Raw genomic sequence first — 24322 nt, forward strand, 5'->3', positions numbered from 1 at the left:
ATCAGGCAGCGTTGCGGCCCGCCTGGCGGCGGGTCAGGTCGTTGAAGCGACCCAGCGACATCAGGTGCTGGTGGATCAGCGCCAGCCAGCCGTTGCGGTGCCATTCGACGACGGTCGCGTCCGGCAGTGCAATGAACTTCTCCACGTCGACCACGAAGAAGCCGTTGAGGTTGAACTCGCGGCCATCAGGCAGGCGCACGGTTGCATTGCGCTCGACCAGCAGGCCGTTGTCGACCAGCGCCTTGGAGAACGCCTGGGTCTGTTCGTGCTCGCGGGTGAACTGGCCGCAGAACTCGAGTGCCTGCTGCACCATGTCCGTGGCCTTGCCATCGACGAACAGCGGCTGGCCTTCTTCGCCGCCGCGGACGATGCGCGTGCTGTCTTCATCGATGCCGAGCAGGAAGTCATTGTCCGCGCCGGTGTCGATGAAGATGAAGGGATGGCGGCGCAGATAGGCCGGAATGTAGGTCTCGTCGTCCCACAGGCCATCGGTGATGAACAGGTTGTCGGTAGTCACGCCCACGGCTGCCATCGGCACCGCGGTCGGGCCTGCGAACAGGATCGGGAAGTGGTGCAGCGCCAGCGAGAATTCGCCCAGCACCAGCGGGATCGAGTTGCTGCTGGCAGCGAACTCAAGCTTGCCCGGCAGGATGCGCAGATCGGCGTGCAGATCTGCCTGCAGCGGCACCGGACGGTTGTAGAACAGGGGCGTGCTGCTCGGCGCAGCTTCGGTGGTGGTGTCGCTGGTGGTGGTCATCGTGGAAACCATGTCGATCATGCGCGCCTGCCATCCCGGGCGCGCCAGCGGGAACAACCTGAATCCCGCATTATCAACAAGGCAGGTGACAACGGCCACCCCGCAGCCGACTTATTTCAGCTGCAACGGGTAACGCTGCCACAGAACGTGAACCAGGAAGCCGGCCAGCTCGGTGTCGCGCGCACTGACCGCTGCGCGGATCTTGTCCAGCAGGACCATGTCGCTGCAGTGCCGCACATCGGCATGGTTGGCCTGCCCTGCGCGCCGCGCCCGGTAGCGTGCAGCCCGCTGCGCGTCGCTCATTGCGTACCCGAACTTGGGCGGCCGACCGCGTTTGCGCGGCAGGGTCAGCTCCAGGGTTCCGGGGTCATTGTCATCACGCATGGGCAGGGTGCGGGCGGCGGCAAGCAACGGGGGGTGCGCAATTTATCGTGAGGCATCACTTTAATCCAGCTTTTTCTGCAGTTTTGTTGCAATGCAGTGCAATTGGGCGACGGGCTTGCAGTAGATCGACGCCATGCGTGGATACGGACCCCGGCACCACACAAAAAAAGGGAGCCCGCGTACGGGCTCCCCTGCTCCTTCCTTACGACGCACGCACCGGCTCGTAGCCGTGCAGATGCGATTCGCTGCTGGCACGCCCCTGACTCAGCGAACGCAGCGATGTGGTGTAGCCGACCAGCTGCGCCAGCGGCGCGAACCCGCTGACTTCGGCGCGACCGTCCTGGTCGTCGATGCGGGCGACGCGGCCATGGCGACGATTCAGATCGCCCACCACGTCACCCACCGAGGCAGACGGCGAATGCACCGTCACCGCCATCACCGGTTCCAGCAACTGCGTGCCGCTGGCCGCCAGCGCGGCCTTGATGCCCTCGCTGCCTGCCCGGTGGAACGCCATCTCCGACGAATCCTTGGCGTGGGTCTGGCCATCCACCAGGCTGACTTCGATGCCGACCACCGGATGCCCCTGGGGGCCTTCCGACAGCGCCGCACGAACGCCCTTCTCCACCGCAGCGATGAAGTTGCGCGGCACCACGCCACCAACGATGCGGTCATTGAACACAACCTCGCCGTCGTCGCGCGGCGCCACATCCAGCACCACGTGTGCAAACTGGCCCTGGCCACCGGTCTGCTTGACCAACCGGCCCACAACACCTTCAACGGCACGCTGCGGCGTCTCCTGGTAAGCCACGCGTGGCGCACCAATGCCGATGTCCAGCTTCCATTCGCTGCGCAGGCGCTCGACCATCACTTCCAGGTGCAGCTCGCCCATGCCCCAGGCCAGGGTTTCACCGGTGTCGCGATCGGTTTCCACCCGGAACGAGGGATCTTCCTGGGCAAGGCTGGCCAGCCCCTGCGCCAATCGGATCAGGTCGGCCGCACGGGCCGGTTCCAACCGCCATGCCAGCACCGGGGCCTGCGCCTGGATGCTCTCCAGACGCAACGGCTGCCCTCGCCCGCTCAGCGTTTCACCGCTGACCGCATCCTTCCAGCCCAGCACCGCCACGATGTCCCCGGCCACGGCCTGTGCGATGTCCTGGGTCTGGTCGGCCTGCACGCGCACCAGCCGGCTGATGCGGCGCCCTTGCGGGTGCTGCGAGCTGGCCACGTTGTCGCCCACCTTCAAGGTGCCCGAGTACAGCCGCACGAAACTCAACGCGCCGTGCTGCTGGTGGGTGATCTTGAACAGCAGGCCTGCCAACGGGCCGTCCGGGTCCGGCGGCAGCAGGACGTCACCACCTTCGCCTTCGGCAGTAACCGCAGGACGATCCAGCGGCGACGGCAGGTAATCGACCACCGCATCCAGCAGTGTCTCGATGCCCTTGTCCTTGAAGGCAGCGCCAGCCAGCACCGGCACGCCGGCGCCAGACAGCGTCGCGCGGCGGATCGCTGCGCGCAGCATCGTCGCGTCGATGTCACGGCCTTCCAGCCATGCCGTTGCCAGCACATCGTCATGATCAGCCACGGCCTCGACCAGCGCATTGCGCTGCGGCTGCCACTGCGCGCGCTCGGCGTCGCTCCAGGCCGTCACCGTCGCCGCGCCACCATCCTGCCAGTGAAGCACTCGGCCATCGACCAGGTCGACCCAGCCATGGAAGCCACCTTCACTGCCCAACGGTACGCCCAGCGCCCAAGGGCGCGCCCGCAGCTTGTCCTGCAGCTGCTCCAGCACGCGCTCGAACGACGCGCCGATGCGATCCATCTTGTTGACGAACGCAATCAACGGCACGCCATGCCGGCGCGCCTGGCGCCACACGGTTTCCGACTGCGGCTGCACGCCGTCCACGGCCGAGAACACGGCCACGGCACCGTCGAGCACGCGCAGCGAGCGCTCGACCTCAATGGCGAAGTCGATGTGGCCGGGGGTGTCGATCAGGGTCAGCTGGTGCAGCGGCAGATCGCGCGGCGCCCATTGCGCGTGCACGGCAGCGGCGCCGATGGTGATGCCACGTTCGCGCTCGATCGCCGAGAAGTCGGTGGTCGCGTTGCCGTCGTGCACTTCGCCGACGCGGTGGATCTCGCCGGTCTTCCACAGAAGACGTTCGGTTAGGGTGGTTTTGCCAGCGTCGATGTGGGCAATGATGCCGAGGTTGCGAAGACGCGACAGAGTATGGGTGTTCATGAGATGGGTTCCTGCTGGGCCAACTTCGGGGGCCGCACACCCCGGTTGGCTACAGGGTGTGCGGCTGACGTTCGGTCTCGGCGATCTGGTGCATGGCACGTTCTCCTTGCGGTGGAGCGGGTTGAGGGATGGAAGGCGGAAACGAAAAGAGCGCCCCGGAGGGCGCTCTGTGGATGGTCCAGCGAAGGCCGCGATCAGCGGCCTCGTGGGGCTCCAGGCAGACACGCCCGTTCCGCGCCAGCGCGGGTCAGGGTGAAAAACTTCAGGAGCGGCATCCGGTTCATGCGGCGCATTCTAGACCTGTCAGTCTGGCGCGCAAGTGAATATTGCGCACATGAGTGGAACGATGCGGCGCATCGGGGTGGAAATATCTCAAGAACGATCACTCACAACCGTTGATACGCCGCGCCTCACCCACCGTCGCGGCGTGATCCCCCGTCACCGACACCCAGTCCTTCAGCGGGAAGGCGGCATTGATCTCGCCGCGACGGGGTGTGTCGTGGATCGTCACTTCGGTCCAGCTGCCCACCGCACCCAGCTCGCGCAGGCGGGCCGCCTGATCGTCTTCGGTACTGAAGGTGTCACCCGGCTTCGACGGCTTTGCGTTGTTCAACGTGGCGGTCTTCAGTGCGCGCACGCGCAGCGCACCATTGGGCATGCGCTGGCTGATCACGTCGTAGCGTTCAACGCCGTAGGCCCACGACCGCTCGGCCTGGCGGCGCACTTCACTGCCGTCATCGGCAACTTCGATCTTGCCATCCACCAGTCCACCCACGGCAGCGATGCCGCCGTAGCCCGCCATCATTGCTTCGTAGCCGATCATCTGCCGCTTCTCCAGCGGCAGTTCGCTGGCTGCAGGCTTCATGCCCGGCAGCTTCAGATACGCCGACTTCTTGCAGAGCAGCAGCACGCTTTGATTGCCCCAGGCCATCAGCATCGCGCCACCGGTGTAGTAGTGCGTGGTGAACAGATCGGAGGCGGCGCCGGCACCCTTCGCATGACGGATTTCGATCGAAGTCGCCTGGTCAGCCACTTTGTCCAGCACAACCGTGCGGACGGGAGCGGCGTGCGCCGTGCACGATGCAGCAATGATCGAAGCCAGCAGTGTCGCGCGCGGGAGGATGTATTTCATGGGGGTCATTCCGTTGAGAAAAACGAACCGCCAATGATACTTCTCCCCGCTCTGCGCGGCTTTACCGCATCAGGTCACCACCACCAACGGCACACCGCGGCGCGGATGCTGCAGCACCACCACGTCCTGCTGGTAGACGCGCTGCAGGTTGGCCTCGGTCAGCACCTCCGAAGGCGTGCCGTCAGCGGCCACCCTGCCCTGTTCCAGCAGCACGATGCGATCGGAGTAGCCGGCCGCCAGGTTGAGGTCATGCAGCACCACGATCACGCACGCGCCCGCTTCGGCGCAGGCACGCACGCTGCGCAGGGTGCGCTCCTGATGGCGCAGATCCAGCGCAGCCGTGGGCTCATCCAGCAACAGCAACGGCGTGTCCTGTGCCAGCACACGGGCGAAGGTGGTCCGCGCCGATTCACCACCCGACAGCTGCTGCACTTCGCGCAGGCGCAGCGCCTGCAGTTCGGCAGCATCGATTGCGCTTTCCACCTGCGCATCGTCCACCTGCGGATCCGGCGGATGCGGCAGGCGCCCCATCGCCACGACTTCTTCCACGCTGAAGGCGAAGCGCACGCCGTGCTCCTGCGGCATCACCGCACGTTCGCATGCCAGCGGCCCGGCTTTGTAGTCGCGCAGCGGACGTCCGTGCAGATGCACGTCGCCACCGTCTGCGCGCAGATCGCCGGCCGCCACGCCCAGCAGGGTGGACTTGCCGGCACCATTGGGCCCCACCAGCGCCGTCACCGTGCGCGGCTGGAACGCAAGGGTGATGCCATGCAGGATCTCGCGCTGCTGGCGGCGCACCACCACGTCGCGCAATTGCAGAAAAGCGCTCATGCGGCTGCCTTGCGACGCTGCTGCAGCACCAGCCACAGGAAGAACGGCGCGCCCAGCGCGGCGGAGAACAGGCCCAGTGGAATCTCGGCAGGCGGGTCCAGGGTGCGTGCAGCAGTGTCGGCCACCACGATCAGCAGCGCCCCCAGCAGGCCCGACAATGGCAGCAGCCAGCGATGGCCCGGGCCCACCAGCAAGCGTGCTACGTGCGGCACGACCAGGCCGACAAAGCTGATCGAACCAGCGAACGCCACGGCGGAGCCCACCAGCAGCGCACTGAACGCCACCAGCAGGCGGCGTGTACGCGCCACATCCAGCCCCAGGTGCTGCGCCTGGCGCTCGCCCAGCGCCAGCATGTCCAGCGGCGTGGCCAGGCGCTGCAGCGCGAACGCACCGATGGCAAACAGCGGCAGCACCGCCACCACATCAGCCCAGTTGGCCCGCGCCAACGAGCCCATCTGCCAGAACACCAGCGATTGCAGCTCGCTTTCGTTGGCGATGTAGGTCAGGAAGCCGATCAGGGCCGAGCAGAATGCGGCCATCGCAATGCCCACCAGCAACAGCGTGGCATTGCCACTGCCCTTGCCCGGCCGTGCCAGCGCGTAGGTCAACCCGATCGCGGCGGCACCGCCGCCGAATGCCGCCACCGGCACCAACCAGCCGGCTGCACCCGCGGCGCCGAGAACGATCGCCGCCACGGCGCCCAACGCAGCGCCCTGGCTGACACCGACGATGCCCGGATCGGCCAGCGGATTGCCGAACAGTCCCTGCAGGCTGGCGCCGGCCATCGCCAGCGCCGCGCCGACCATGGCCCCCAGCAGCGCACGCGGAATGCGCAGCTGCCACACCACGGCCAGGTCACGACTGCTGACCGATTGCGGATCGAGCAGACCCAGTTTTACCGCCAGCGCCTGCATCACTTCCAGAGGCGGCAGCCGCAGCGGCCCCACGGCAAACGACGCCAGCACCGCACCCAGCAACGCGACCAGCGCAATCAACAACATCGTCCGCCCGCGACGGCGGCGTCGATCCGCAGGACTCATGCCTTCGGCAGCGCCGCCAGCGCCTGCGCCAACGCCAACGCGCCCGCACCAGAACCGATGCTGGCGTACTTCAGCTGCGCATCCGGCATCACCCAGACCCGGTTGGCCTGTCCCGCCGGGGTCTGCTTCAGCGTCGGGTAGGCCTTCCACAGGCCCTCGGCACCGCCGAACAGCTGCAGGTCATGCTCGGTCACCAGGATCACCTCCGGTGCCGCCGCGACCACGCCTTCGTTGCTCAGCTGCGAATAGTTGGCCACGCCGGCCTCGGTGCCGATGTTGATGCCGCCGGCCAGCGCGATCAGCTTGGCCGACGCGCTGTCGGCACCGGCCACGGTCGGCGCACCGCCTGCGCCCGTCGCCGACACATGGATCACCCGCGGCGCATGCCCCAGGCCCTTTCCGATAGCGGCAGCCTCATCCAGCTGACGCTGCACCTGCGTGGCCAGGGTCTGCCCTGCATCGGCCACGCCGAGCACGGCGGCAATCTTGCGCACCTTGTCCGGTGCCGGCTGCAGGTCATCGATCACCACCGCAGGCTCGCCCACTTCACGCAGCTTTTTTGCCAGTTCGGTGTGGCGACGCAGGCTGTTGCCGATGAACAGCGAGCCCTGCAGGCTCAGCACGCCCTCCACACCGGTGGTGCGGTTGAACAGGAACTGGTGCGGCGCAGCCAGGCCTGCCTGAGTCGTGGTGTTGGTCGGCGCAGCGAACACCTGCTTGCCCAGTCCCAGCGCCTCGATCACCGCGATGATGTCGTCACCGCCGGCAATGATCCGGCTGGTGTCATCCACTTCCACACCGGCACCATCGTCGGACTGGACCTTGGTCGGCAACACCGCCTGCTGCCCCGGCAGGGTCGGCACGTCATTGCCCGCCACCCGCTGCCAGCCTGCGGGCAGCGCCCCGGATTCGGCGGTGGCGGTGGCCGGCGCAGCTGTGTCGGGGTTGCCCGAGGACGGCGGTGCCTTGTCGCCACAGGCGGCCAGCACCAGTGAAACGGCAAGCGGGAGCGCGCACAGGCGCAGGCGGGAAGCGATGTTCATGCAGATTCTCCTTGCTGGCAGGGCGACGGGGTGCCGCCCTGCCCTGTGGCTTACGGCTGGCGCAGGCTGATGCGGGTGATGCGGTCACCCTTCGGATCTTCAGCGCCCCGCGACTTGTTCACGGCGAAGACATTGCCCTTGCCATCGGCGCGGACGTGATTCGGGAAGGTGCCGCCATCGAGGTTGCCGACCACCTTGCCATCACGATCAACGGCAGTGACCGTACCGGCACCGCGGTTGGTGACGTAGGCCAGGCCGCTCTTCGCATCGAAGGCCACGTTCAGCGCACCGGCGCCGACCGGCACGTCGTGCACGACCTTGCCGCTGGCCACGTCGACGATCAGCAGGTTGTCAGTGCCCTGCGAGGCCACGTAGAGGCGGTTGCGCTGGGCATCGAAGGCCACGCCCGAGGCGCTGATCGAATTGCCCAGGTCGATCACCTTCTCGACCTTGCCGCTGGCCACATCGATCACCGCCGCTTCCGGCGTACCGATGCTGACCGTGAACAGCTTGCCGCTGGGCTCATCCAGCACCAGGCTCATCGGCACGAACTTCTCGTCGTCCACGCCGGAGGCCAGAGTGATCGGCTCCAGCGCCTTCAGCGTCTTCGCATCGAATACCGACAGATGGTCTTCGCCGGTGGCCGAGGCGAACACCTTGCCGTGCGTGCTGTCGACCACGACGTCGCGGGCGTGCGGCACGGTGCCGACCGGGAACTGATGCACCAGCGACAGATCCGCCTGGCGATAGACAGCCACGGTGTCCTGGCGGGTGTTGCTGACCCAGACATTGCCATTGGCATCATCGACGCCCACGCCATATACCGCGAACACCGCACCGTTGGTGCTGCCCGGCACCTGCGCCGGGGTGATGGCCTTGGTCACCTTCAGCGACTTCGGGTCCAGTTTCAGCAGCTGCGACTGGGTGACCGGCGGGCGGCCGACGGCCGAGGTCACGAACACGGCATTGCTGGCAGCACTGTAGGCCGACTGGTACAGGCCGGGTACCAGCTTGTTGGACTGGGTGGCGAACTTCGCCTGGCCCGACAGCGGCAGCTGCGGCGACACACGCAGCTTCAGCACGGCTGCGGCGGCCGGCTGGCTGGCGCGCACCACCACCGGATGGGTGCCCGGCACCGCGTCGGCCGGAATGGCCAGCTGGGTCTTGAAGTTGCCATCGGCATCGACCACCACCGGCTGGCTGTTGAGCACGGTATCGCCACGCAGCAGGCTGACCTGCTGGCCCGGCACGAAGCCGCGGCCGGTGACGTCGGCGGTGCTGCCGGGAACCACGTTCTCACCGCGTGAGACAACCTGGCCCTTGAAGGTGGCGCTGGCCGGCTGGTCGAACACCGGCTGCGCGGTGGCGGTCACTGCCAGCAGCAGGCCGGCAGCAAGGGAAGTGAGACGGAAAGACGGACGGAACGACATGGAAGGCTCCTTGCACACGTGGGCCGCGCCTCGTGGCGCGGGATTCATCGGTTGCCTTGGCCGCTGCACGTCGACAGTCCGCCTGGGTAGTGGGGTCGCACGGCACTGCCGTGCGAGGGATTCATTCGGCGGCGTTGTCACCACCGGTTGGCTGGCCGTCACCGGCGCTGCGGTCGGTCACGCCATACAGCTCATGCAGGGCCGCGTGGAAGGATGCGGGCAGCATCGGGCCGTGGCCGAGACCGGGAAACTCGCGGTACTGCACGCTCAGCCCCGGCACGTTGCCCAGGCGTTCGGCCAGCTGCATCGCCGCATCCGGGGTGGCGCCACCAATGCGGCGCAGATGCGCGACCACGCGCGGATTGCTCATGTCGCGCTTGCCGCGGTCGCCGATGCGCTCGGCACCGCCGAGCATCAGCCACACCTTCGCGGGCTGACCGTGTGCGTTCTGCACGAACTGCTGCTCGACGTCGCCCAGCGGCGCGCCCTGGCTCCACCACAGTGACGGGCTGGCGCTGAGGTAGTACTGGAAGGCGGCCGGGCGCGTGTACAGGCTGCTGAGCACGAACAGGCCGCCAAGCGAGTGACCCCACAGCGCCTGCTGCTGGTGATCGATGTTGGCGCGGCGCTCGACTTCAGGCTTGATGCGGCGCTCGATCATGTCCAGGAACGCTGCTGCGCCGCCGCCGACGGCCTGGGTCCTGCCGCTTTCATCATCGGCGCGATCGATCCACGCGGTGTAGTCGCGGGTGCGCGCAGCCGAATCGATGCGCAGGTCGTTGTCGTAGCCGATCAGCACCAGCACCGGCGGCGCCTTGCGTGCGGCCAGCTCGGCCAGCAGCGGCTGGTCCAGCACCATCGCCACGGCGTTGCCGTCCAGTGCGTACAGCACCGGCGATGGCGCCTTGGAGGCCTTGGCCGGAATCGCCACATTCACCCGCCAGCGGCGCTGCTGGTCGGGGCTGTCGATCACGAAACGCTCGAAGCGATAGCTGGCCGCCGGTGCATCGAGCACGGTCTGGCCCATCTTCTGCAGCGGATTGCGTTGCTGCGCGTATGCGTACGGGGTAGCCAGGAGCAGGCCCATCATCAAGGCGGCCAGGCCGGACAGCAGCGGGCCGCGGCGCGGAGGCAGGACGGAAGACTTCATCAGTGACGGCGAAAGCGGCACACGGCCACCAGTTCACAGGGGACCGCAGTCTACCTTAAACGCGAATGATTATCACATCGATCAAACGTCACGCTGTGTATCACGCGCGCGACAGTGCGTACGCCAGCGCTTGCACAGGAAGTCCGGGTTCATCTACTTTGCCTGCCATCGGGGCGCAGGAATCGCCCCGCCCTTGCGGGTGCCTGCCTGGCCCCTGCCCATCAGCTCCACAGCCGCCATGGGATCGGATCCCATGATTGTGAGAACCCCTTGAAGCACAAAGCACTGATCGCACTCGTCGCCGGCCTTCTCGCCCCGCTGGCCGGCCATGCCGCGCCGAGCCTGGCCGGGCTGTATTCGGCCTATGAAGAGGCCGGCTATTCCTCCCTCGGGCTGGAAGAACTCAACCAGACCGTACAGTTCACGGCAGTGAGCCTGGGCGCCTCCAGCAACCTGCAGGGCGAGCCGGTCCTTGAGGCGGGCGATGAGGATGGCCAGGTGCTGGCCCGCCTGACCGCCTCCGACGACGAGCAGAACGCCAAGCTTGCAGCGATGGAGGACGGCGTCACCTTCACCGCCAGCTGCACGCTGCAGTTCAGTTCGGGATCGGATTACCTGGCGTTGGGCGACTGCGTTCTGCAGTAATCAGCTTGGCACTGCTGACAGCAGCGCAGAAACGACGAAGCCGGCCCTGGGCCGGCTTCGTTGCATCGGGCCGAAACCCGTTGACTCAGGGGCCGGCGGGCACCGGACCGTACGGGTTGTCCTGCGGCGTACCCGGCAGCAGCGCAAAGATCAGGATCACCACACCACCGCCCGGCACCAGCGCCAGCAGGTACAGCCACCCTGACTGGTTGCAGTCATGCAGGCGGCGCACGGTCACCGCGATCAGCGGCACGATCGTGGCCAGCCAGAGCGCACCCACCAGTGCCACCGCGCCGATCGTGATCCCGGCCATCCAGCTGGAATCGGCGTCCAGCACGAGGCCGGCAACGAGCGCCACTGTCAGCGCAATCACGCATACCGCGGCTCCCGCAAGCAGCAGGAACAGCTGGAACATCCAGTACTCGCGGCGGTTGGCGCGGCCTTCGAACTGGGCGTAGCGCTTCAACGGCAGAATCATTTCCTGCACGGCATCGTTCCTTGAAAAATAAGCCGCGCAGTCTGCCAAATGCACACGGGCGGGGCAATGTAGAGCCGAGCCATGCTCGGCTGCCTCACTGGGGAGGGGGCCTCCATACGACCCTTTTGCTCTTCACATTGGCACTTGCGTCAGCGCCATTTGACTAGCGCGGCAACACCACTACGCTCGGGCAGATGAAGAGCATCCTGATTGCCTTACTCCTGACGTCCGCACCGCCCTCAACAGAACCCGGCTACATAGAGCCCGGCTACATGATGGGCAGCCTCAAGGCAAACCCGCCTCCAATGCCTGGCGCGCTCAAAGCAATGGGTGCGCAATGGGAAATGGACTACAAAACGCTGCGTCGTGCCCTGTTAAAGGCTGGGCGGGTCGCAACGCCACGAGAGTACTCTCACCCAACCGTCTACGGATTCCCCGAGGTCAATTGTGGCCAGGGTTGGCAGGCGGCCTGCTCGTCCGGCTATCGGAAGGGCAAGCAGGAAGTCTTTCTCTGGCTTCATCCCACAGGCACCAACCTGATACTGATCGGCGCAGGCTGACGTATCCGCCACTATGGGGGTGTGCGTAAACGGTGGTCTCGGTCGTCAAAAGCAGTCGAGCATGGCTCGACTCTACAGAAGCGAAGCTCAGCGGCTCTTGGTCGCCCTCGCCGCCTCGCGCGCGGCGCGCAGCCGGTCCAGCTTTTCCTTCAGCTTGATCTCCAGCCCGCGCGGCACCGGGTTGTAGTACACGCGTTCGCCCATCGCATCGGGGAAACCGGTCTGGTCCAGCGCGATGCCGCCCTCGGCGTCGTGGTCGTACTGGTACTCGGCGCCGTAGCCCAGCTCCTTCATCAGCTTGGTCGGTGCATTGCGCAGGTGCAACGGCACTTCTTCGGTGCCGCTGTCGCGCACATCGGCCTTGGCCTGGTTGAAGGCGGCATAGCCGGCATTCGACTTGGCGGTGCTGGCCAGGTACAGCACCAGCTGGGCGAAGGCGAGCTCGCCTTCCGGGCTGCCCAGCCGCTCGTAGATGTCCCACGCCTCCAGCGCCATGCTCTGCGCGCGCGGGTCGGCTAGGCCGATGTCTTCAATGGCCATGCGGGTCAGCCGACGCGCCAGATATGACGGATCACAGCCGCCATCGAGCATGCGCGTGAGCCAGTACAACGCGGCGTCGGGATTGGAGCTTCGCACCGACTTGTGCAGCGCCGATATCTGGTCGTAGAACTGCTCGCCGCCCTTGTCGAAGCGGCGGGTACGGTCGGCCAGCACCTGGGTGAGGGTCTGCGGGGTGATGCGACCGCCCTCCCCGCCCGCCAGTTCGGCAGCGATTTCCAGCAGGGTCAGCGCACGACGCACGTCACCATCGGCCGCAGTGGCGATCTCCAGCAGCAGCTCCGGCGCAACCTCGATATGTTCCTCGCCGAGGCCACGCTCACCATCGCCCAACGCACGTTCCAGTGCTTCAACGATGTCGGTCGGCGAGACGCCTTCCAGCACGTGCACGCGGCAACGCGACAGGAGCGCGGAGTTCAGCTCGAACGACGGGTTCTCGGTGGTGGCGCCGACGAACAGGATGGTGCCGCGCTCGATGTGCGGCAGGAACGCATCCTGCTGCGCCTTGTTGAAACGGTGCACTTCGTCGACGAACAGCACCGTGCGACGACCTTCGGCGAAGCGCTGCGCGGCTTCGGCCAGTACTTGGCGCACTTCCGGCAGACCGGACAGCACTGCGGAAATGGCACGGAATTCGGCGTCGGAGTATTCAGCCAGCAGCAACGCCAGCGTGGTCTTGCCGCAGCCCGGCGGCCCCCACAGGATCATCGAATGCACGCGCCCGGATTCGACCGCGCGGCGCAGCGCGCTTTCCGGCGCGAGCAGACGCTTCTGCCCAACCATTTCGTCCAGGGTGCGGGGGCGCATGCGCTCGGCCAGCGGGCGCATGTGTTCCCGATCGACACTCAGCAGATCGGGTCCGGGGAATGAAGTGGAGCGATGTCTTGGCACGCGATCATTGTACCGCGAGAGCGTGCCAACCAAGGTTGGCACCTACCAAGGACGGTAGCGCCGGGCCATGCCCGACGGCCACGATCAATTGCCGATGACGTCGGTGCCGGCCGGCGGGGTGAAGCGGAAGGTGTTGGCGGCGAAGGCGGGGTTGCGCTTCCAGCCGCTGAAGCTGATCACGGTGCGCTGACCGACGGCGTCGGTGATCTCCATTTTTGCCAGGCCCTGGGCATTGAAGCCGAGCGCGGCGTACTGGAAGCTGGCTTCGGTCTCGCGCTTCGGCGACAGCGACAGCCACTGCAGGCCATCACGGGTGGCGGCCTCTTCGCTCACGTCGTACTGCTGCTCCAGCAGCGCCGGGTTGATCAGCGCGGTCAGCGGGCTGTTCTGCTCTTCCTTGCCCTGCTCGCGCACGGTCGCCTGCTCCAGGTCCGGCTCGAACATCCAGACCTTCTTGCCGTCGGCCACAATCAGCTGCTCATGCGGGCGCACGTACTCCCAGCGGAACAGACGCGGTGCCGACAAGGCGACGCGGCCGCTGGTGGATTCCTTGACCTTGCCGCGGCTGTCGAACACTTGCTGGCTGAACTGCCCATCCAGGCCCTTCAGGCCGGTGGTGAAGGTCTTCAGGTCATCACGGGCGCCGGCCCAGGCGCTGCCGGCGACGGCGCAGGCCACGGCCAGGGTGGTGGTGGCAAGGAAACGACGGAGGCGAAGGTTCATGCGGAAATCCTGTGGGCGCGCGGCCAGGAAAGTTGGGTGCCAGTGTGCCCGGCAAAAGATGAATGGGCGATCAGGACCCCATTATGACGCCCTGATCGCTGATCGGCGATTCAGCCGCCAGCGCCCGGCAGCTTGCCGTACAGCACCTGACCACGGAAGCCGCGGCGCACCTCGCGGAACAGCGCGCGGAAGGCGGCATAGTCCTGCGGCTGGCACAACGCCTCGGCGCCGCGCACCGCGTTCTGCTGCAGGCGGTGATGCACGGTCACTTCCTGGCCCTGTCGGCTCCAGTCGACCCGGTACTCGCCGGCCGCATTGGCAAACCGCTGGCTGCCGGGAATCGCGATGATCGGGGCATTGGCCGGGAACTGCAGGCGATAGGTTTCCTCGCGCAGGCTGGCATAGCAGTAGAACGGCGTCTCGTTGTCCGGTGCCGAGGCGCTGGCATAAAGCCCGCGCACCGATTCGCCACCCGGCGGATCGGGTACGGCCATGCCGCCGGCCACGTCGAAGTCCACGTAATCCTCGGCCTGGAACGCCATGCGATAACCGAACGGCCGGGTCAGGTCGACCGGTACACCCTGCAGCTGCAGCTGGCCACGGCCATCGAAACCGGACGCGGCCATGATCGATTCTTCAGCGCGCGCCCGGTTCTGCGCATTGAGCTGGGCGAACTGTGCGCGCATGCCGATCTCGGCGTTGTCGCTCAGTTGCGGCACCGTCTCGCCACGCAGATTGCCCTGTGCGTCGAAGGTAAAGCGTACGTCCATCACCGTTGCGTTGCGCTGCGGATCATTGGCCGGCGTGCGTGCCAGGGTGGCATCGCGGGTGTGCAGCACCGGCGCGCCAAGATCACCATCGGGCAGCTGGCCGAAGCGCGCCCAGGCACTGGTCGAGTCCAGATACAGATCGAACTCGGGCACATAGGTGATGGCGTGGTTGAAGCGACCCAGCAGCGGAATCTTCGGCAGCGTTGGGCCGCCACCTGCACCGATCAGCACCGGTGAACTGGTGATGCCCTTGGCCGCCAGCAGCGCCTCAAGAATCGTCACGTGGTCCTTGCAGTCGCCATAGTGGTTGTCGAGGATGCTCTGCGCACTGTTCGGCTCCAGGCCACCGTTACCCAGGTACACCGCGACGTAGCGGATGTTCTGCGCGACCCAGCGGTACAGCGCATCGGCCTGCGCGCGGCGGTCACTGATGCCGGCAGTCACTTCGTCGGCCAGCGCCTGGATCTCCGGCGTGACCTGCGCGGCCGGACCGGCCTTCAGTTGATAGGCGCGGCCCATCTGCGCCCAGTCGCGGTAGGTGCTGGCCATGATGTTCGGCCCGAACTCCCACACCGCCGCCGACCAGTTCTGCGCCTGCATCGGTTCGCGGCGCTGGTAGCGCCAGCGCCACTGCGCCTGGCCGTTCTTCACCACCGGGCGATCGCTGCCCTGCACGCCTCGGCTGTCCACGAACATGGGCAGATTGGCCGGCGCGCTCAGGGTCACCTCGGCATCGTCGTACTGGGTGAACACATTGAACGTTTCCCACAGGCCGAAGTAGCCCGGGAAGTACGGCGTCAGCTGGGTCCGCCGCACCTGGTAGAACAGCCGGGTACCCGGCGCCAGGTTGGGGAACACGATCACCCGCACCTTGCGGTCGGCATACATCGCCGCCGAGGCGCTGGAATAGCTCTCCTGGGTGTAGATGCGATCGGCAGGCACCTCGCGGCGCTGGCCGTCGGCGGTCAGCGTATAGGCGTTGACCACGTCCAGCGTTTCCATCTTCTCGCTGTAGCTCAACCGCACCTGGCTGAACTGCTCCACCGCGGCCTTGGTCTTGAGCAGGATTTCGTAGGTTTCGGTCTGTACGTTGCCGGCATCGGCACGCACCTGGTAGTCGGCGCGGTAGCGGACGAAGCTGAAGTTGTTGCTGGCCTCGGCATCGCCGCCGGTGGATGGCGGCGCGACCGCGGGCACGGCTGTCGCGGCAGCATCGGCCAGCGCCGGGCCGGCTGCCAGCAGGCAGGCCAGCGCCAGCGCCAGCGCGCAGGAAACGGGTTGAAGCATGCGTCGGTTCCTTGGACGTCGGGAATGCGGCAGGGCTTACTTCGGCGGCGGCGGTGCCAGCACCGTGCGGTCGCCGTTGTGTTCGGGCGGACTGACCACACCGGCCGCTTCCATGGCCTCGATCAGTCGCGCTGCGCGGTTGTAGCCGATCTTCAGGCGACGCTGCACCCCGGAAATCGACGCGCGACGGGTCTCGGTGACCACGCGTAGCGCTTCGTCGTACAGCGGGTCGGACTCATCGCCGCCGCCGGAACTGGTCTCCGGCAGGCCGGTCGCACCGACCACCACGCCATCGCCCATCGTCTGCACTTCGTCCAGCACGCCGTCGACATAGTCGGCCGGCCCCATTGCCTTGAGGTGCTCGACCACGCGATGCACTTCTTCATCGGACACGAAGGCGCCGTGCACACGCTCGGGCATCGCCGTGCCGGGCGGCAGGTAAAGCATGTCGCCGTGACCAAGCAGCGTCTCCGCGCCGGACTGGTCGAGGATGGTGCGCGAATCGATCTTCGAGCTGACCTGGAAGGCGATGCGGGTGGGAATGTTGGCCTTGATCAGGCCGGTGATGACGTCCACCGACGGGCGCTGGGTGGCCAGGATCAGGTGGATGCCGGCCGCACGCGCCTTCTGCGCGAGGCGCGCGATCAGCTCTTCGACCTTCTTGCCGACGATCATCATCATGTCGGCGAATTCGTCGATGAAGATGACGATGAACGGCAGCGTCTCCAGCGGCCGCGGCGCCTCGCCCAGCTCCGGATTCGGCTTGAACAGCGGGTCCATCATCGGCTGCCCGGCGTCCTGCGCGTCCTTCACCTTCTTGTTGAAGCCGGCCAGATTGCGCACGCCCACCGCGCTCATCAGCTTGTAGCGGCGCTCCATCTCGGCCACGCACCAGCGCAGGCCGTTGGCGGCCTCCTTCATGTCGGTGACCACCGGCGCCAGCAGATGCGGGATGCCCTGGTAGACGCTCAGTTCGAGCATCTTCGGGTCGATCATCAGCATCCGCAGGTCTTTCGGCGACGCCTTGAACAGCAGGCTCAACACCATCGCGTTGACCGCCACCGACTTGCCCGAACCGGTGGTACCGGCCACCAGCAGGTGCGGCATGCGCGCCAGATCGGCCACGGTCGAGCGGCCGGCGATGTCCTTGCCCAGCGCGAGGGTCAGCGAACTGGCCGACTTGTCGTATTCCTTCGAGCGCAGCAGCTCGGACAGGTAGATCATCTCGCGGGTGACGTTGGGGATTTCCAGGCCGATCACCGACTTGCCCGGGATCACATCGACCACACGCACCGACTTGACCGACAGGCCGCGGGCGATGTCCTTGTCCAGCGAACTGATCTGGCTGACCTTGATGCCCGGCGCCGGCTCGATCTCGAAGCGGGTGATGACCGGGCCGGGGTTGGCGCCGACCACCTGCGCATCGATGCGGAAGTCCTTGAGCTTGAACTCGATCTGCCGCGAGAGCGCGTCAAGGGTGTCCTTGTCGTAGCCCACGGGCTGCGGCTTGGGATCATCCAGCAGGGCCAGCGGCGGCAGGTCCGAGCCGTCGCCATTGACGCCGCGGAACATCGGGATCTGGTTGTCGCGCTTGGCCCGATCACTCTTTTCGATCACTGGTTCGGGGCGCGGCTCGATCTTCACCGGCTCACGCTTGGCGCGCACTTCGGCATCGGCCTTGCGCACTTCCTGGCGCTCCTCGCGCATCACGCGGGTCTGCTGCCACTCGGTGGCCTGCTCCTTCTTGCGCTCCAGCAACGGTGCCAGCGACATCACGCCGCGGCCGATCTTCTCCATCACCACGAACCAGGACAGGCCTGTGGCCAAGGTGATCGAGGCCAGCAGCAGCACCAGCACGAACAGGTTCGCCCCGAGCGCGCCGAAGCCGACGCTGAGGGAATTGCCGACCAGCTTGCCGAGAATGCCTCCGGCACTGGAGACATCGCCACTGAACAGGCGCACGTGCAGGAAGCCGGTGCCGGCAATCAGGAAGCCGACCAGCCCGACCAGCCGCAACGCGGGGTCCAGATCGTTCTCGCCCTTGCTCTCGCGCTTCAGGCCGAACATCGCAATCCAGGCCAGCGCGCCCAGCACCACCGGCAGCAGGAAGGCGATGTAGCCGAACAACTGCAGCAGCACGTCGGCGATCCACGCGCCCGCACGGCCGCCCATGTTGTGTACCGGCGCGACCACGCTGCCGGTGTGCGACCAGCCCGGGTCCGTCGCTGAATAGGTGAAAAGGCTGGCAGCCAGATACAGCAGCGCCGGCGCGATGGCGATCAGACCCAGGTCACGCCACAGGCGCTGACGGCGTGGATTGTCGGTCGTGGCCGCTGCCGCCGAGCGACGCGACGCCTTTTTGTCGTCGGACTTGGAGCGTTCGGGGACCTGCTTCGCCACCTTAGACCATACCTTTGGAATGCGCTGTTAGTGTTTGATAATAAACGAGACGGCGTCAGTTTTCAGTTATCCGTTGCCGCCCAGGCGGGGACAGGGCCCGAAACCGCCCGTGGATGGCGCTGTTCTGTTCATCGGCTTGAATCACCCTGCCCCAGCCGCCACTCTATGACCAGCCAAGGATGCTGTGCAAACATCGCCGCGCCTTGTCCCATCTACCTTTTCGCGAGTCTACATGAGCACCAGCCTGCCCTCCCGCCACCAGCGTCTTGTCATCCTCGGTTCCGGCCCGGCCGGTTGGACCGCTGCCGTCTACGCTGCCCGCGCCAACCTGAAGCCGGTCGTCATCACCGGCCTGCAGCAGGGTGGCCAGCTGATGACCACCACCGAAGTGGACAACTGGCCGGGTGACGCCCATGGCCTGATGGGCCCGGACCTGATGGCGCGCATGCAGGCCCACGCCGAGCGCTTCGAGACCGAGGTCATTTTCGACCACATCCACACCGCGGACCTGTCGCAGCGCCCGTTCAAGCTGATCGGCGACAGCCACGAGTACACCTGTGACGCGCTGATCATCTCCACCGGCGCGACCGCCAAGTACCTGGGCATCCCGACCGAAGACGAGTTCAAGGGCCGCGGCGTCTCCGCCTGCGCCACCTGCGACGGCTTCTTCTACCGTGACCAGGACGTGGTCGTGGTCGGCGGCGGCAACACCGCCGTGGAAGAAGCGCTGTACCTGTCCAACATCGCCCGCAAGGTCTACCTGGTCCACCGCCGCGACACCCTGAAGGCGGAAAAGATCATGCAGGACAAGCTGTTTGCCAAGGTTGCAGCCGGCAAGATCGAAACCGTCTGGCACCACCAGGTGGAGGAAGTGCTGGGCAACGAGGCCGGCGTGACCGGCGTGCGCGTGAAGTCGACCCTGGACGGCAGCACCCGCGACATCGATGCGCACGGTTTCTTCGTGGCCATCGGCCACCACCCGAACACCCAGCTGTTCGACGGCCAGCTGACCATGAACAACGGCTACCTGGAAATCCGTTCGGGCCTGGGCGGCAACGCTACCCAGACCTCGGTGGAAGGCGTGTTCGCCGCCGGCGACGTGGCCGACCAGCACTACCGTCAGGCGATCACCTCGGCCGGCTTCGGCTGCATGGCCGCACTGGATGCAGAGCGTTACCTGGATGCACAGGGCAAGGCCAGCTGAGACTGGCTTCTGTAGCGTCGAGGAATGGCTGACTCGAAGCGGGCGCGAAAGCGCCCGCTTCAAAGCACTCAACCTGCCGTCGCGGGCTCCACACCGGCAGGGCTGATCGGAGCCCCATTCGATCCGCGCGACGTTCGGATGCACTGCACGACGTGGCGCACAGGCGGCGATTTCACGCCATCGGCGTCCACGACCCGCGTATCCCACAGAATTGGCGCACTCCCGGCGTTCTCGCACCGCAGGGTGATCTGGCTGGGTTTGTCGTCGGGGGTAGTGATGTGAACCTTTCCGTCGCTACAGGTCCATCCGGGCGGGCAGCCCACGTTCGTGGTGACCAGTTCGATGGGGTACTGCGGATAGCCCTCGAAGGCGACATCAACCTGCTGTGAGCTTCCCTGGGGCAACTGGATTCCCTGGATGGGCTCGGCCTTCAACGGAACGCAGCCTTTGCCTTCACGGAAGAGCCGGTAGCCCTTCTCGACTCCTTTCATGGAAGCAGTGCGGAACACCGGGTCCTGGAGGGCGGCGGCGTCCGTGGCATTTGTGTGAAAAGCCACCTCGACCACTATGGACGGCATGGTTGCGAAGTTGTTTTCACCATGCCCTGCGGCGACGCCACTTCGGGGAACAGGAAAGTCAGCGTAACCCTCCTGCGCGGTGATGAGCTCGCGCATGTAACACAGCGTCAGATCGGCGAGCTGTCGATCCGCTGGCTTGCTTGAATGGTAGAAAACCCTTGACCCACGGGCAACGCCTGAGACATCCGCATTGGTGTGAATGCTGAGCATCCCTGCAACGCCGAGATGATTGGCATAGTACGGTCGAGCACGGATGTCATCTGACACCTCCCTATTGCTCGCAGTACTGTTCGCAAAGTGGTTCCAGATATCTGTCCGATCCGGAAGAAGATCCTTGAGATGGTAACGAGCTGACATCTCGTACCACGGACGCATTGAATCCGGGTGCGCACCGCCCCCGCCGCGACGCGCACGATGCACGGTCACACCCCCGCGATCCTCCAGCAGCCGTTGCAGTTCGTCCGCATATCCGGGCGTAATCAGATCCTCCTGCACACCATTGCGTACAGGCCGCTGGAATTCCCACTCCATGCCGGGGTGCACTTTCAGCAGCCCGTGACTCGCCGAGACAAGAACCTGGCCCCCTGCCTGCCTGGCAGAGCCTTGCTGTTGCGCACTGATGCCGCGAGGAAAGTGTTCCCAGTAGGGCTTTCCCTCGTAAAGAATGACCGTCTCAACTTCGCCTACGCCGGCCTGCATCGTGTAGGCCTCCAGGGTATTCCTGATGTACTGCTCCAGCTCCTCGAGCGAATGATCGTCCTCCGACGGCAGGATTCCAGCCCCGAAGCTGATGACGAGCTTCCGTTGCTGGATATCAACCGAGGCACCCACTGAGATGCCCGTGGATCTGGACTTGCGCAACTGGTGGTCATCCAGGATCTTCTGTGCCTGCCGCGTCAATAGAAGATCCAACGCCAGATCTGTCTCAGCGGCGGACGGTAAAGGCTGAGTGAGCGCCTGCGGGCAGGGTAAGGTGCAGGCAATGATCGACGCCAATCCAATGCGGCGGAACGCGCGCACGAAATTCATATCAGTTCCTTTGAGAGGCTGGGGAATGCGCCACGCGTGTCGCACGGACCAACACTGCCAAGCCCTCAAAAGGGATGTAATGCCAGGCGTTTCAGATACGCGAATTCACAATTTCCCTCAGGCCCATCGCGCCGACCAATGCCGCAACAGGCCAATCCTCGCCGGCCTCGAACAGTTCCCCGAGAATTTTGAGAAAGGCAAGCAGTCCATTGGCGAACACTGAACGGCATCGGCCGTGCCCTCCCCCTGCAGTCAGCGTTGTCGGGTGAGCCAAGGCCGACGCCAATGCGCCGGCCTTGGCGTTTTCAGTGCCACGTTCTGAATGGGATTGACACTTTCTCTCTAGAAGACGGGCGATTAGGCACGCACACAGGACTGAGTGAACTCCACCGGTGCCGCAGCGACACCGTCTGCATCGCGCATCAGGACCTTCCAGAGCACTGTTCCCGGTCGCGTGGACGAGCAGCTCACTCCAAACTTCACAGGCGCATCGGGATCTTCGAAGCGGCCCTTCCATGGCGTGCAGACTCCAGGCGGGCGGCAATCTGCCACCGCAACTTCAATTCCCAACGGGTATTGGGGGCTCCCCAGGAAGCTCACGTTCACATCGCGCGAAGTCTGGAGCGGAACTTCGATGTCGGAAATTGGCTGCAGTGCGAACTGCCTGCAGGACTTTCCGGTAGCCCACAAGCGATAGCCCTTTTCCACGCCCTTCATTGAAGCAGAACGGAATACGGGATCCTGTAGCGCCGCAACGTCATCCGGGTTGGAGTGATAGGCAGTCTCGACAATGACCGACGGCATCGTGCCAATGCGGTTCTCGCCGTGCCTGGCCGAGGTCGACATCTCACGGACAGGAAAGCTCTCGTACCCTGGTTGAGCTCGGATGATTTCACGCATTCCACACAGAATGCTGTCTCCCAGAGCCTTGTCCTGCGGTTTGGATTGGTGGTAATAGACCTCCGCGCCGCGAACGCCCGGGTCAACACTGCCGTTGGTGTGCAGGCTCAGCATTACGTCGACGCCGAGATGATTGGCGTAATTGGGACGAGCACGGATATCCTCTTTCACCTCGCGATCACTGTCCGGGCTATTTGGGAGCTCATTCCAAATGTCAGCGCGGTCAGGAAAAAGCGCCTTTAGGTGGTAGCGTGCAGACATATGCTCCCACGGATGTAGGGCCTCCGGATGAGGATCCGCCGAACGGCTTCGGGCGCGATACACGACCAGACCACTCCGTTGCTCCAACAGATCTTCAAGCGCATCACCATATATCGGGCTCAGCAAGTCCTCCTGCAGCCCTAGCGGAGATGGCCGCTGGAACTCCCATTCCCTGCCGGGATGCAGGGCGATGTATCCATGACTCGAGGACACCAAGACTTTGCTGTGCGCTGATCGAGATTTTGTCAGCGCGGGCTGGGGGTGATCATCAGGGAAGTGCTCGTCCATCGACCTACCCTGGAAGAGGAATTCCACATCCAGGAATTCCATCCCAGACCGCTCTGAATAGCGTCGCAGATCGGCAGCCAACGGCTCCAGGAAGAGCTCACCATAGCCATCTTCCTTTCCGGGAAGGTAGCCCGGACCGAAGTTGACGACCATCCTGCGCTTTCGCGGTTCAATCACTATGCCGACAGTCACCTGACGCAGTTTCCCATGGTCCTGCAGATGACGCGTCAACCGGGTTGCCACTTCCCGCTCGAGCATTGCCACCAGTTCGGCATACATGCCCGGATCTTCGACTGAGGACGATTGCTCGGCTCCAGAAGCCAACACTGGTGACACAAAGAACAGGCCACACGCGATCACAGTAGACACAAGCTTCAATTCCTTCATTGTTGATATCTCCATGTGGTGGATGCACGCCGCTCATGCAGCGCCCCGCCACCCTGCCCAGCCATGCGCCAGCGATTCCGCACCAGGCGCACACCGATGGAGATTTCAAACTTCCCTCATCCCCAACCAGAACAAACCAACCCAGCCCCGCCAACACCGTTCGCGATCGTCCTGCCCTATCCTTTCTCCCCATGCCCACCGCCCGCTTCCTCGCCTCCCTGCAGTCCGTTCCCGCCACCGACTGGGATGCCCTGCACGACGGCCGCAACCCGTTCGTCAGCCACGCCTTCCTGTCCGGCCTGGAAACCCATGGCTGCCTGCGCGAGGACTGGGGCTGGCAGCCGCAGCACTTCACCTTGTGGGACGGCGACACCCTGGTCGGCGCCGCTCCCGGCTACCTGAAGACCAACTCGCATGGCGAGTTCGTGTTCGACCACGCCTGGGCCAATGCCTACGCGCGCCACGGCCGCGACTACTATCCGAAGTGGCTCGGCGCGGTGCCCTACTCGCCGGTGACCGGCCCGCGACTGCTGGCCCGTGACGATTCGCAGCGCACTGCGCTGTTGACGGCGCTGCGCGAACAGATGCCCGCACTTGGCGTGTCGTCGGCGCACATCAATTTCCACACGGCAGCTGACGAGACCGCCTTCGGCGACGACTGGCTGCTGCGCGAGGACATCCAGTTCCAGTGGCAGAACCCGGGTGACTGGAGCAAGTTCGAGCAGTTCCTCTGCGCGATGAACCACAAGCATCGCAAGAACATCCGCCAGGAGCGGGCCAAGGTTACCCGCCAGGGCATCAGCTTCCGGGTGGTGCATGGCGACGAAGCGAGCCGCACCGATCTGCAGGCCATGTACCGCTTCTACCTGCAGACCTTCCTGGAATACGGCAACGCACCAGCGCTGACCGAAGCCTTCCTGCGCCATTTGGCGATTTCAATGGGGCGCGGACTGGTGCTGTTCCTGGCCGAACAGGACGGCGAGCCCATTGCCGGTGCGTTGTGCCTGCGTGGTGGCGACACGCTGTACGGGCGCTACTGGGGCGGTGCCACCCTGCCCGGCCTGCACTTCGAGGCCTGCTACTACCAGGGCATCGAATACTGCCTGCGCGAGGGCCTGGCCCGCTTCGAGCCGGGTGCGCAGGGCGAACACAAACTGGCACGCGGCTTCCTGCCGACGATCGTGCGCAGCCGACACTGGGTGGCCGATGCGGCGTTTGCCGATGCGCTGCGCGACTGGTGCCGGCAGGAGCGGCGGGATGTGCGGCGATACCAGCAGGAGCTGCAGGGGCATAGCCCGTTTCGTACGGAAGCGTAGCGTCGGAGAAGCGTGCCAACCAAGGTTGGCACCTACCAGAG

The 24322-nt window shown here is 65.4% G+C and carries 20 protein-coding genes; 4 read left to right on the plus strand and 16 right to left on the minus strand.

The genetic code is table 11. The features are described from left to right. Position 1: 1 nt before the first annotated feature. The 9 genes from MRBLST15_RS02935 to MRBLST15_RS02975 all read right to left on the minus strand — a co-directional run bounded on the left by MRBLST15_RS02935 (position 2) and on the right by MRBLST15_RS02975 (position 10006). The gene (locus tag MRBLST15_RS02935; RefSeq protein WP_312704187.1) at positions 2-757 is read right to left on the minus strand and encodes a SapC family protein; all 756 of its coding nucleotides are present in this window, start codon (positions 755-757) and stop codon (positions 2-4) included. 111 nt (positions 758-868) lie between these two features. After that, the gene (locus MRBLST15_RS02940) at positions 869-1141 is read right to left on the minus strand and encodes a hypothetical protein (protein ID WP_025877210.1); all 273 of its coding nucleotides are present in this window, start codon (positions 1139-1141) and stop codon (positions 869-871) included. A gap of 202 nt (positions 1142-1343) precedes the next feature. After that, on the minus strand, positions 1344-3380 hold the full coding sequence (fusA, locus tag MRBLST15_RS02945; RefSeq protein WP_367785197.1) for an elongation factor G: 2037 nt from the start codon (positions 3378-3380) through the stop codon (positions 1344-1346). Between the two features lie 382 nt (positions 3381-3762). Beyond that, entirely contained in the window at positions 3763-4512 is a 750-nt protein-coding gene (locus MRBLST15_RS02950) for a hypothetical protein (protein WP_367785198.1), read from the minus strand. Positions 4513-4581: 69 nt separating this feature from the next. After that, complete coding sequence (locus tag MRBLST15_RS02955; RefSeq protein ID WP_367785199.1) at positions 4582-5343, minus strand: heme ABC transporter ATP-binding protein; 762 nt, start codon at positions 5341-5343, stop codon at positions 4582-4584. Then, on the minus strand, positions 5340-6383 hold the full coding sequence (locus tag MRBLST15_RS02960) for a FecCD family ABC transporter permease (RefSeq protein ID WP_089241109.1): 1044 nt from the start codon (positions 6381-6383) through the stop codon (positions 5340-5342). The genes MRBLST15_RS02955 and MRBLST15_RS02960 overlap by 4 nt, the downstream gene beginning before the upstream one ends. After that, entirely contained in the window at positions 6380-7426 is a 1047-nt protein-coding gene (locus tag MRBLST15_RS02965) for a heme/hemin ABC transporter substrate-binding protein (RefSeq protein ID WP_367785200.1), read from the minus strand. Before MRBLST15_RS02965 ends, MRBLST15_RS02960 begins: the two co-directional genes overlap by 4 nt. 50 nt (positions 7427-7476) lie before the next feature. Then, positions 7477-8856 (minus strand): ATP-binding protein, encoded by a 1380-nt coding sequence (locus tag MRBLST15_RS02970; protein ID WP_367785201.1) that lies wholly within the window; start codon positions 8854-8856, stop codon positions 7477-7479. A 121-nt stretch (positions 8857-8977) separates the two neighbouring features. Continuing rightward, the gene (locus tag MRBLST15_RS02975) at positions 8978-10006 is read right to left on the minus strand and encodes an alpha/beta hydrolase (protein ID WP_367785202.1); all 1029 of its coding nucleotides are present in this window, start codon (positions 10004-10006) and stop codon (positions 8978-8980) included. Positions 10007-10276: 270 nt separating this feature from the next. Between MRBLST15_RS02975 and MRBLST15_RS02980 the strand changes: the two genes are divergently transcribed. Beyond that, a complete protein-coding gene (locus MRBLST15_RS02980; RefSeq protein WP_088099885.1) occupies positions 10277-10651 on the plus strand; it encodes a hypothetical protein in 375 nt (124 codons plus the stop codon). A gap of 85 nt (positions 10652-10736) precedes the next feature. Here the strand turns inward: MRBLST15_RS02980 and MRBLST15_RS02985 are convergent, their stop codons facing one another. After that, positions 10737-11138, minus strand: a complete 402-nt coding sequence (locus MRBLST15_RS02985) for a DUF805 domain-containing protein (RefSeq protein ID WP_080148804.1) — start codon at positions 11136-11138, stop codon at positions 10737-10739. A gap of 185 nt (positions 11139-11323) precedes the next feature. Between MRBLST15_RS02985 and MRBLST15_RS02990 the strand changes: the two genes are divergently transcribed. After that, on the plus strand, positions 11324-11689 hold the full coding sequence (locus MRBLST15_RS02990; protein WP_367785203.1) for a hypothetical protein: 366 nt from the start codon (positions 11324-11326) through the stop codon (positions 11687-11689). An 87-nt stretch (positions 11690-11776) separates the two neighbouring features. Here MRBLST15_RS02990 and MRBLST15_RS02995 read toward each other — a convergent pair whose 3' ends face one another. The 4 genes from MRBLST15_RS02995 to MRBLST15_RS03010 form a co-directional block, all read right to left on the minus strand. Beyond that, the gene (locus MRBLST15_RS02995; RefSeq protein WP_367785204.1) at positions 11777-13075 is read right to left on the minus strand and encodes a replication-associated recombination protein A; all 1299 of its coding nucleotides are present in this window, start codon (positions 13073-13075) and stop codon (positions 11777-11779) included. 147 nt (positions 13076-13222) lie between these two features. Beyond that, the gene (lolA, locus tag MRBLST15_RS03000) at positions 13223-13861 is read right to left on the minus strand and encodes an outer membrane lipoprotein chaperone LolA (RefSeq protein WP_367785205.1); all 639 of its coding nucleotides are present in this window, start codon (positions 13859-13861) and stop codon (positions 13223-13225) included. A gap of 110 nt (positions 13862-13971) precedes the next feature. Continuing rightward, on the minus strand, positions 13972-15918 hold the full coding sequence (locus tag MRBLST15_RS03005; protein ID WP_367785206.1) for a DUF3857 domain-containing protein: 1947 nt from the start codon (positions 15916-15918) through the stop codon (positions 13972-13974). Between the two features lie 36 nt (positions 15919-15954). Further along, positions 15955-18318, minus strand: coding sequence for a DNA translocase FtsK (locus MRBLST15_RS03010; protein WP_312107064.1), 2364 nt, complete (start codon positions 18316-18318; stop codon positions 15955-15957). A 232-nt stretch (positions 18319-18550) separates the two neighbouring features. Between MRBLST15_RS03010 and trxB the strand changes: the two genes are divergently transcribed. After that, positions 18551-19522: a thioredoxin-disulfide reductase gene (gene trxB, locus MRBLST15_RS03015; protein WP_176020735.1), complete on the plus strand. Its 972-nt coding sequence runs from the start codon at positions 18551-18553 to the stop codon at positions 19520-19522. 68 nt (positions 19523-19590) lie between these two features. On the opposite strand, the gene MRBLST15_RS03020 is transcribed toward trxB, so the two are convergent. Beyond that, entirely contained in the window at positions 19591-21129 is a 1539-nt protein-coding gene (locus tag MRBLST15_RS03020) for an N-acetylmuramoyl-L-alanine amidase family protein (protein WP_367785207.1), read from the minus strand. A 357-nt stretch (positions 21130-21486) separates the two neighbouring features. Further along, entirely contained in the window at positions 21487-22965 is a 1479-nt protein-coding gene (locus MRBLST15_RS03025; protein WP_367785208.1) for an N-acetylmuramoyl-L-alanine amidase family protein, read from the minus strand. 191 nt (positions 22966-23156) lie between these two features. On the opposite strand from MRBLST15_RS03025, the gene MRBLST15_RS03030 reads away from it, so the two are divergent. Further along, positions 23157-24281, plus strand: a complete 1125-nt coding sequence (locus MRBLST15_RS03030) for a GNAT family N-acetyltransferase (RefSeq protein ID WP_367785209.1) — start codon at positions 23157-23159, stop codon at positions 24279-24281. The last annotated feature ends 41 nt before the right edge of the window (positions 24282-24322 follow it).

The organism is Stenotrophomonas sp. LST15-1-1.1 (assembly GCF_040815575.1).
In the GTDB taxonomy this organism is placed as follows: Bacteria; Pseudomonadota; Gammaproteobacteria; order Xanthomonadales; family Xanthomonadaceae; genus Stenotrophomonas; species Stenotrophomonas lactitubi_B.

Coding starts and splice junctions, on each gene's coding strand:
- MRBLST15_RS03020 (WP_367785207.1), bottom strand. CDS start 21,129: ATGAATTTCGTGCGCGCGTTCCGCCGCATTGGATTGGCGTCGATCATT.
- MRBLST15_RS03025 (WP_367785208.1), bottom strand. CDS start 22,965: ATGAAGGAATTGAAGCTTGTGTCTACTGTGATCGCGTGTGGCCTGTTC.
- MRBLST15_RS02935 (WP_312704187.1), bottom strand. CDS start 757: ATGACCACCACCAGCGACACCACCACCGAAGCTGCGCCGAGCAGCACG.
- MRBLST15_RS02955 (WP_367785199.1), bottom strand. CDS start 5,343: ATGAGCGCTTTTCTGCAATTGCGCGACGTGGTGGTGCGCCGCCAGCAG.
- fusA (WP_367785197.1), bottom strand. CDS start 3,380: ATGAACACCCATACTCTGTCGCGTCTTCGCAACCTCGGCATCATTGCC.
- MRBLST15_RS03030 (WP_367785209.1), top strand. CDS start 23,157: ATGCCCACCGCCCGCTTCCTCGCCTCCCTGCAGTCCGTTCCCGCCACC.
- MRBLST15_RS02975 (WP_367785202.1), bottom strand. CDS start 10,006: ATGAAGTCTTCCGTCCTGCCTCCGCGCCGCGGCCCGCTGCTGTCCGGC.
- MRBLST15_RS02965 (WP_367785200.1), bottom strand. CDS start 7,426: ATGAACATCGCTTCCCGCCTGCGCCTGTGCGCGCTCCCGCTTGCCGTT.
- MRBLST15_RS02960 (WP_089241109.1), bottom strand. CDS start 6,383: ATGAGTCCTGCGGATCGACGCCGCCGTCGCGGGCGGACGATGTTGTTG.
- trxB (WP_176020735.1), top strand. CDS start 18,551: ATGAGCACCAGCCTGCCCTCCCGCCACCAGCGTCTTGTCATCCTCGGT.
- lolA (WP_367785205.1), bottom strand. CDS start 13,861: ATGAACCTTCGCCTCCGTCGTTTCCTTGCCACCACCACCCTGGCCGTG.
- MRBLST15_RS02995 (WP_367785204.1), bottom strand. CDS start 13,075: ATGCGCCCGCTGGCCGAGCGCATGCGCCCCCGCACCCTGGACGAAATG.
- MRBLST15_RS02970 (WP_367785201.1), bottom strand. CDS start 8,856: ATGTCGTTCCGTCCGTCTTTCCGTCTCACTTCCCTTGCTGCCGGCCTG.
- MRBLST15_RS02990 (WP_367785203.1), top strand. CDS start 11,324: ATGAAGAGCATCCTGATTGCCTTACTCCTGACGTCCGCACCGCCCTCA.
- MRBLST15_RS02940 (WP_025877210.1), bottom strand. CDS start 1,141: ATGCGTGATGACAATGACCCCGGAACCCTGGAGCTGACCCTGCCGCGC.
- MRBLST15_RS02950 (WP_367785198.1), bottom strand. CDS start 4,512: ATGAAATACATCCTCCCGCGCGCGACACTGCTGGCTTCGATCATTGCT.
- MRBLST15_RS03005 (WP_367785206.1), bottom strand. CDS start 15,918: ATGCTTCAACCCGTTTCCTGCGCGCTGGCGCTGGCGCTGGCCTGCCTG.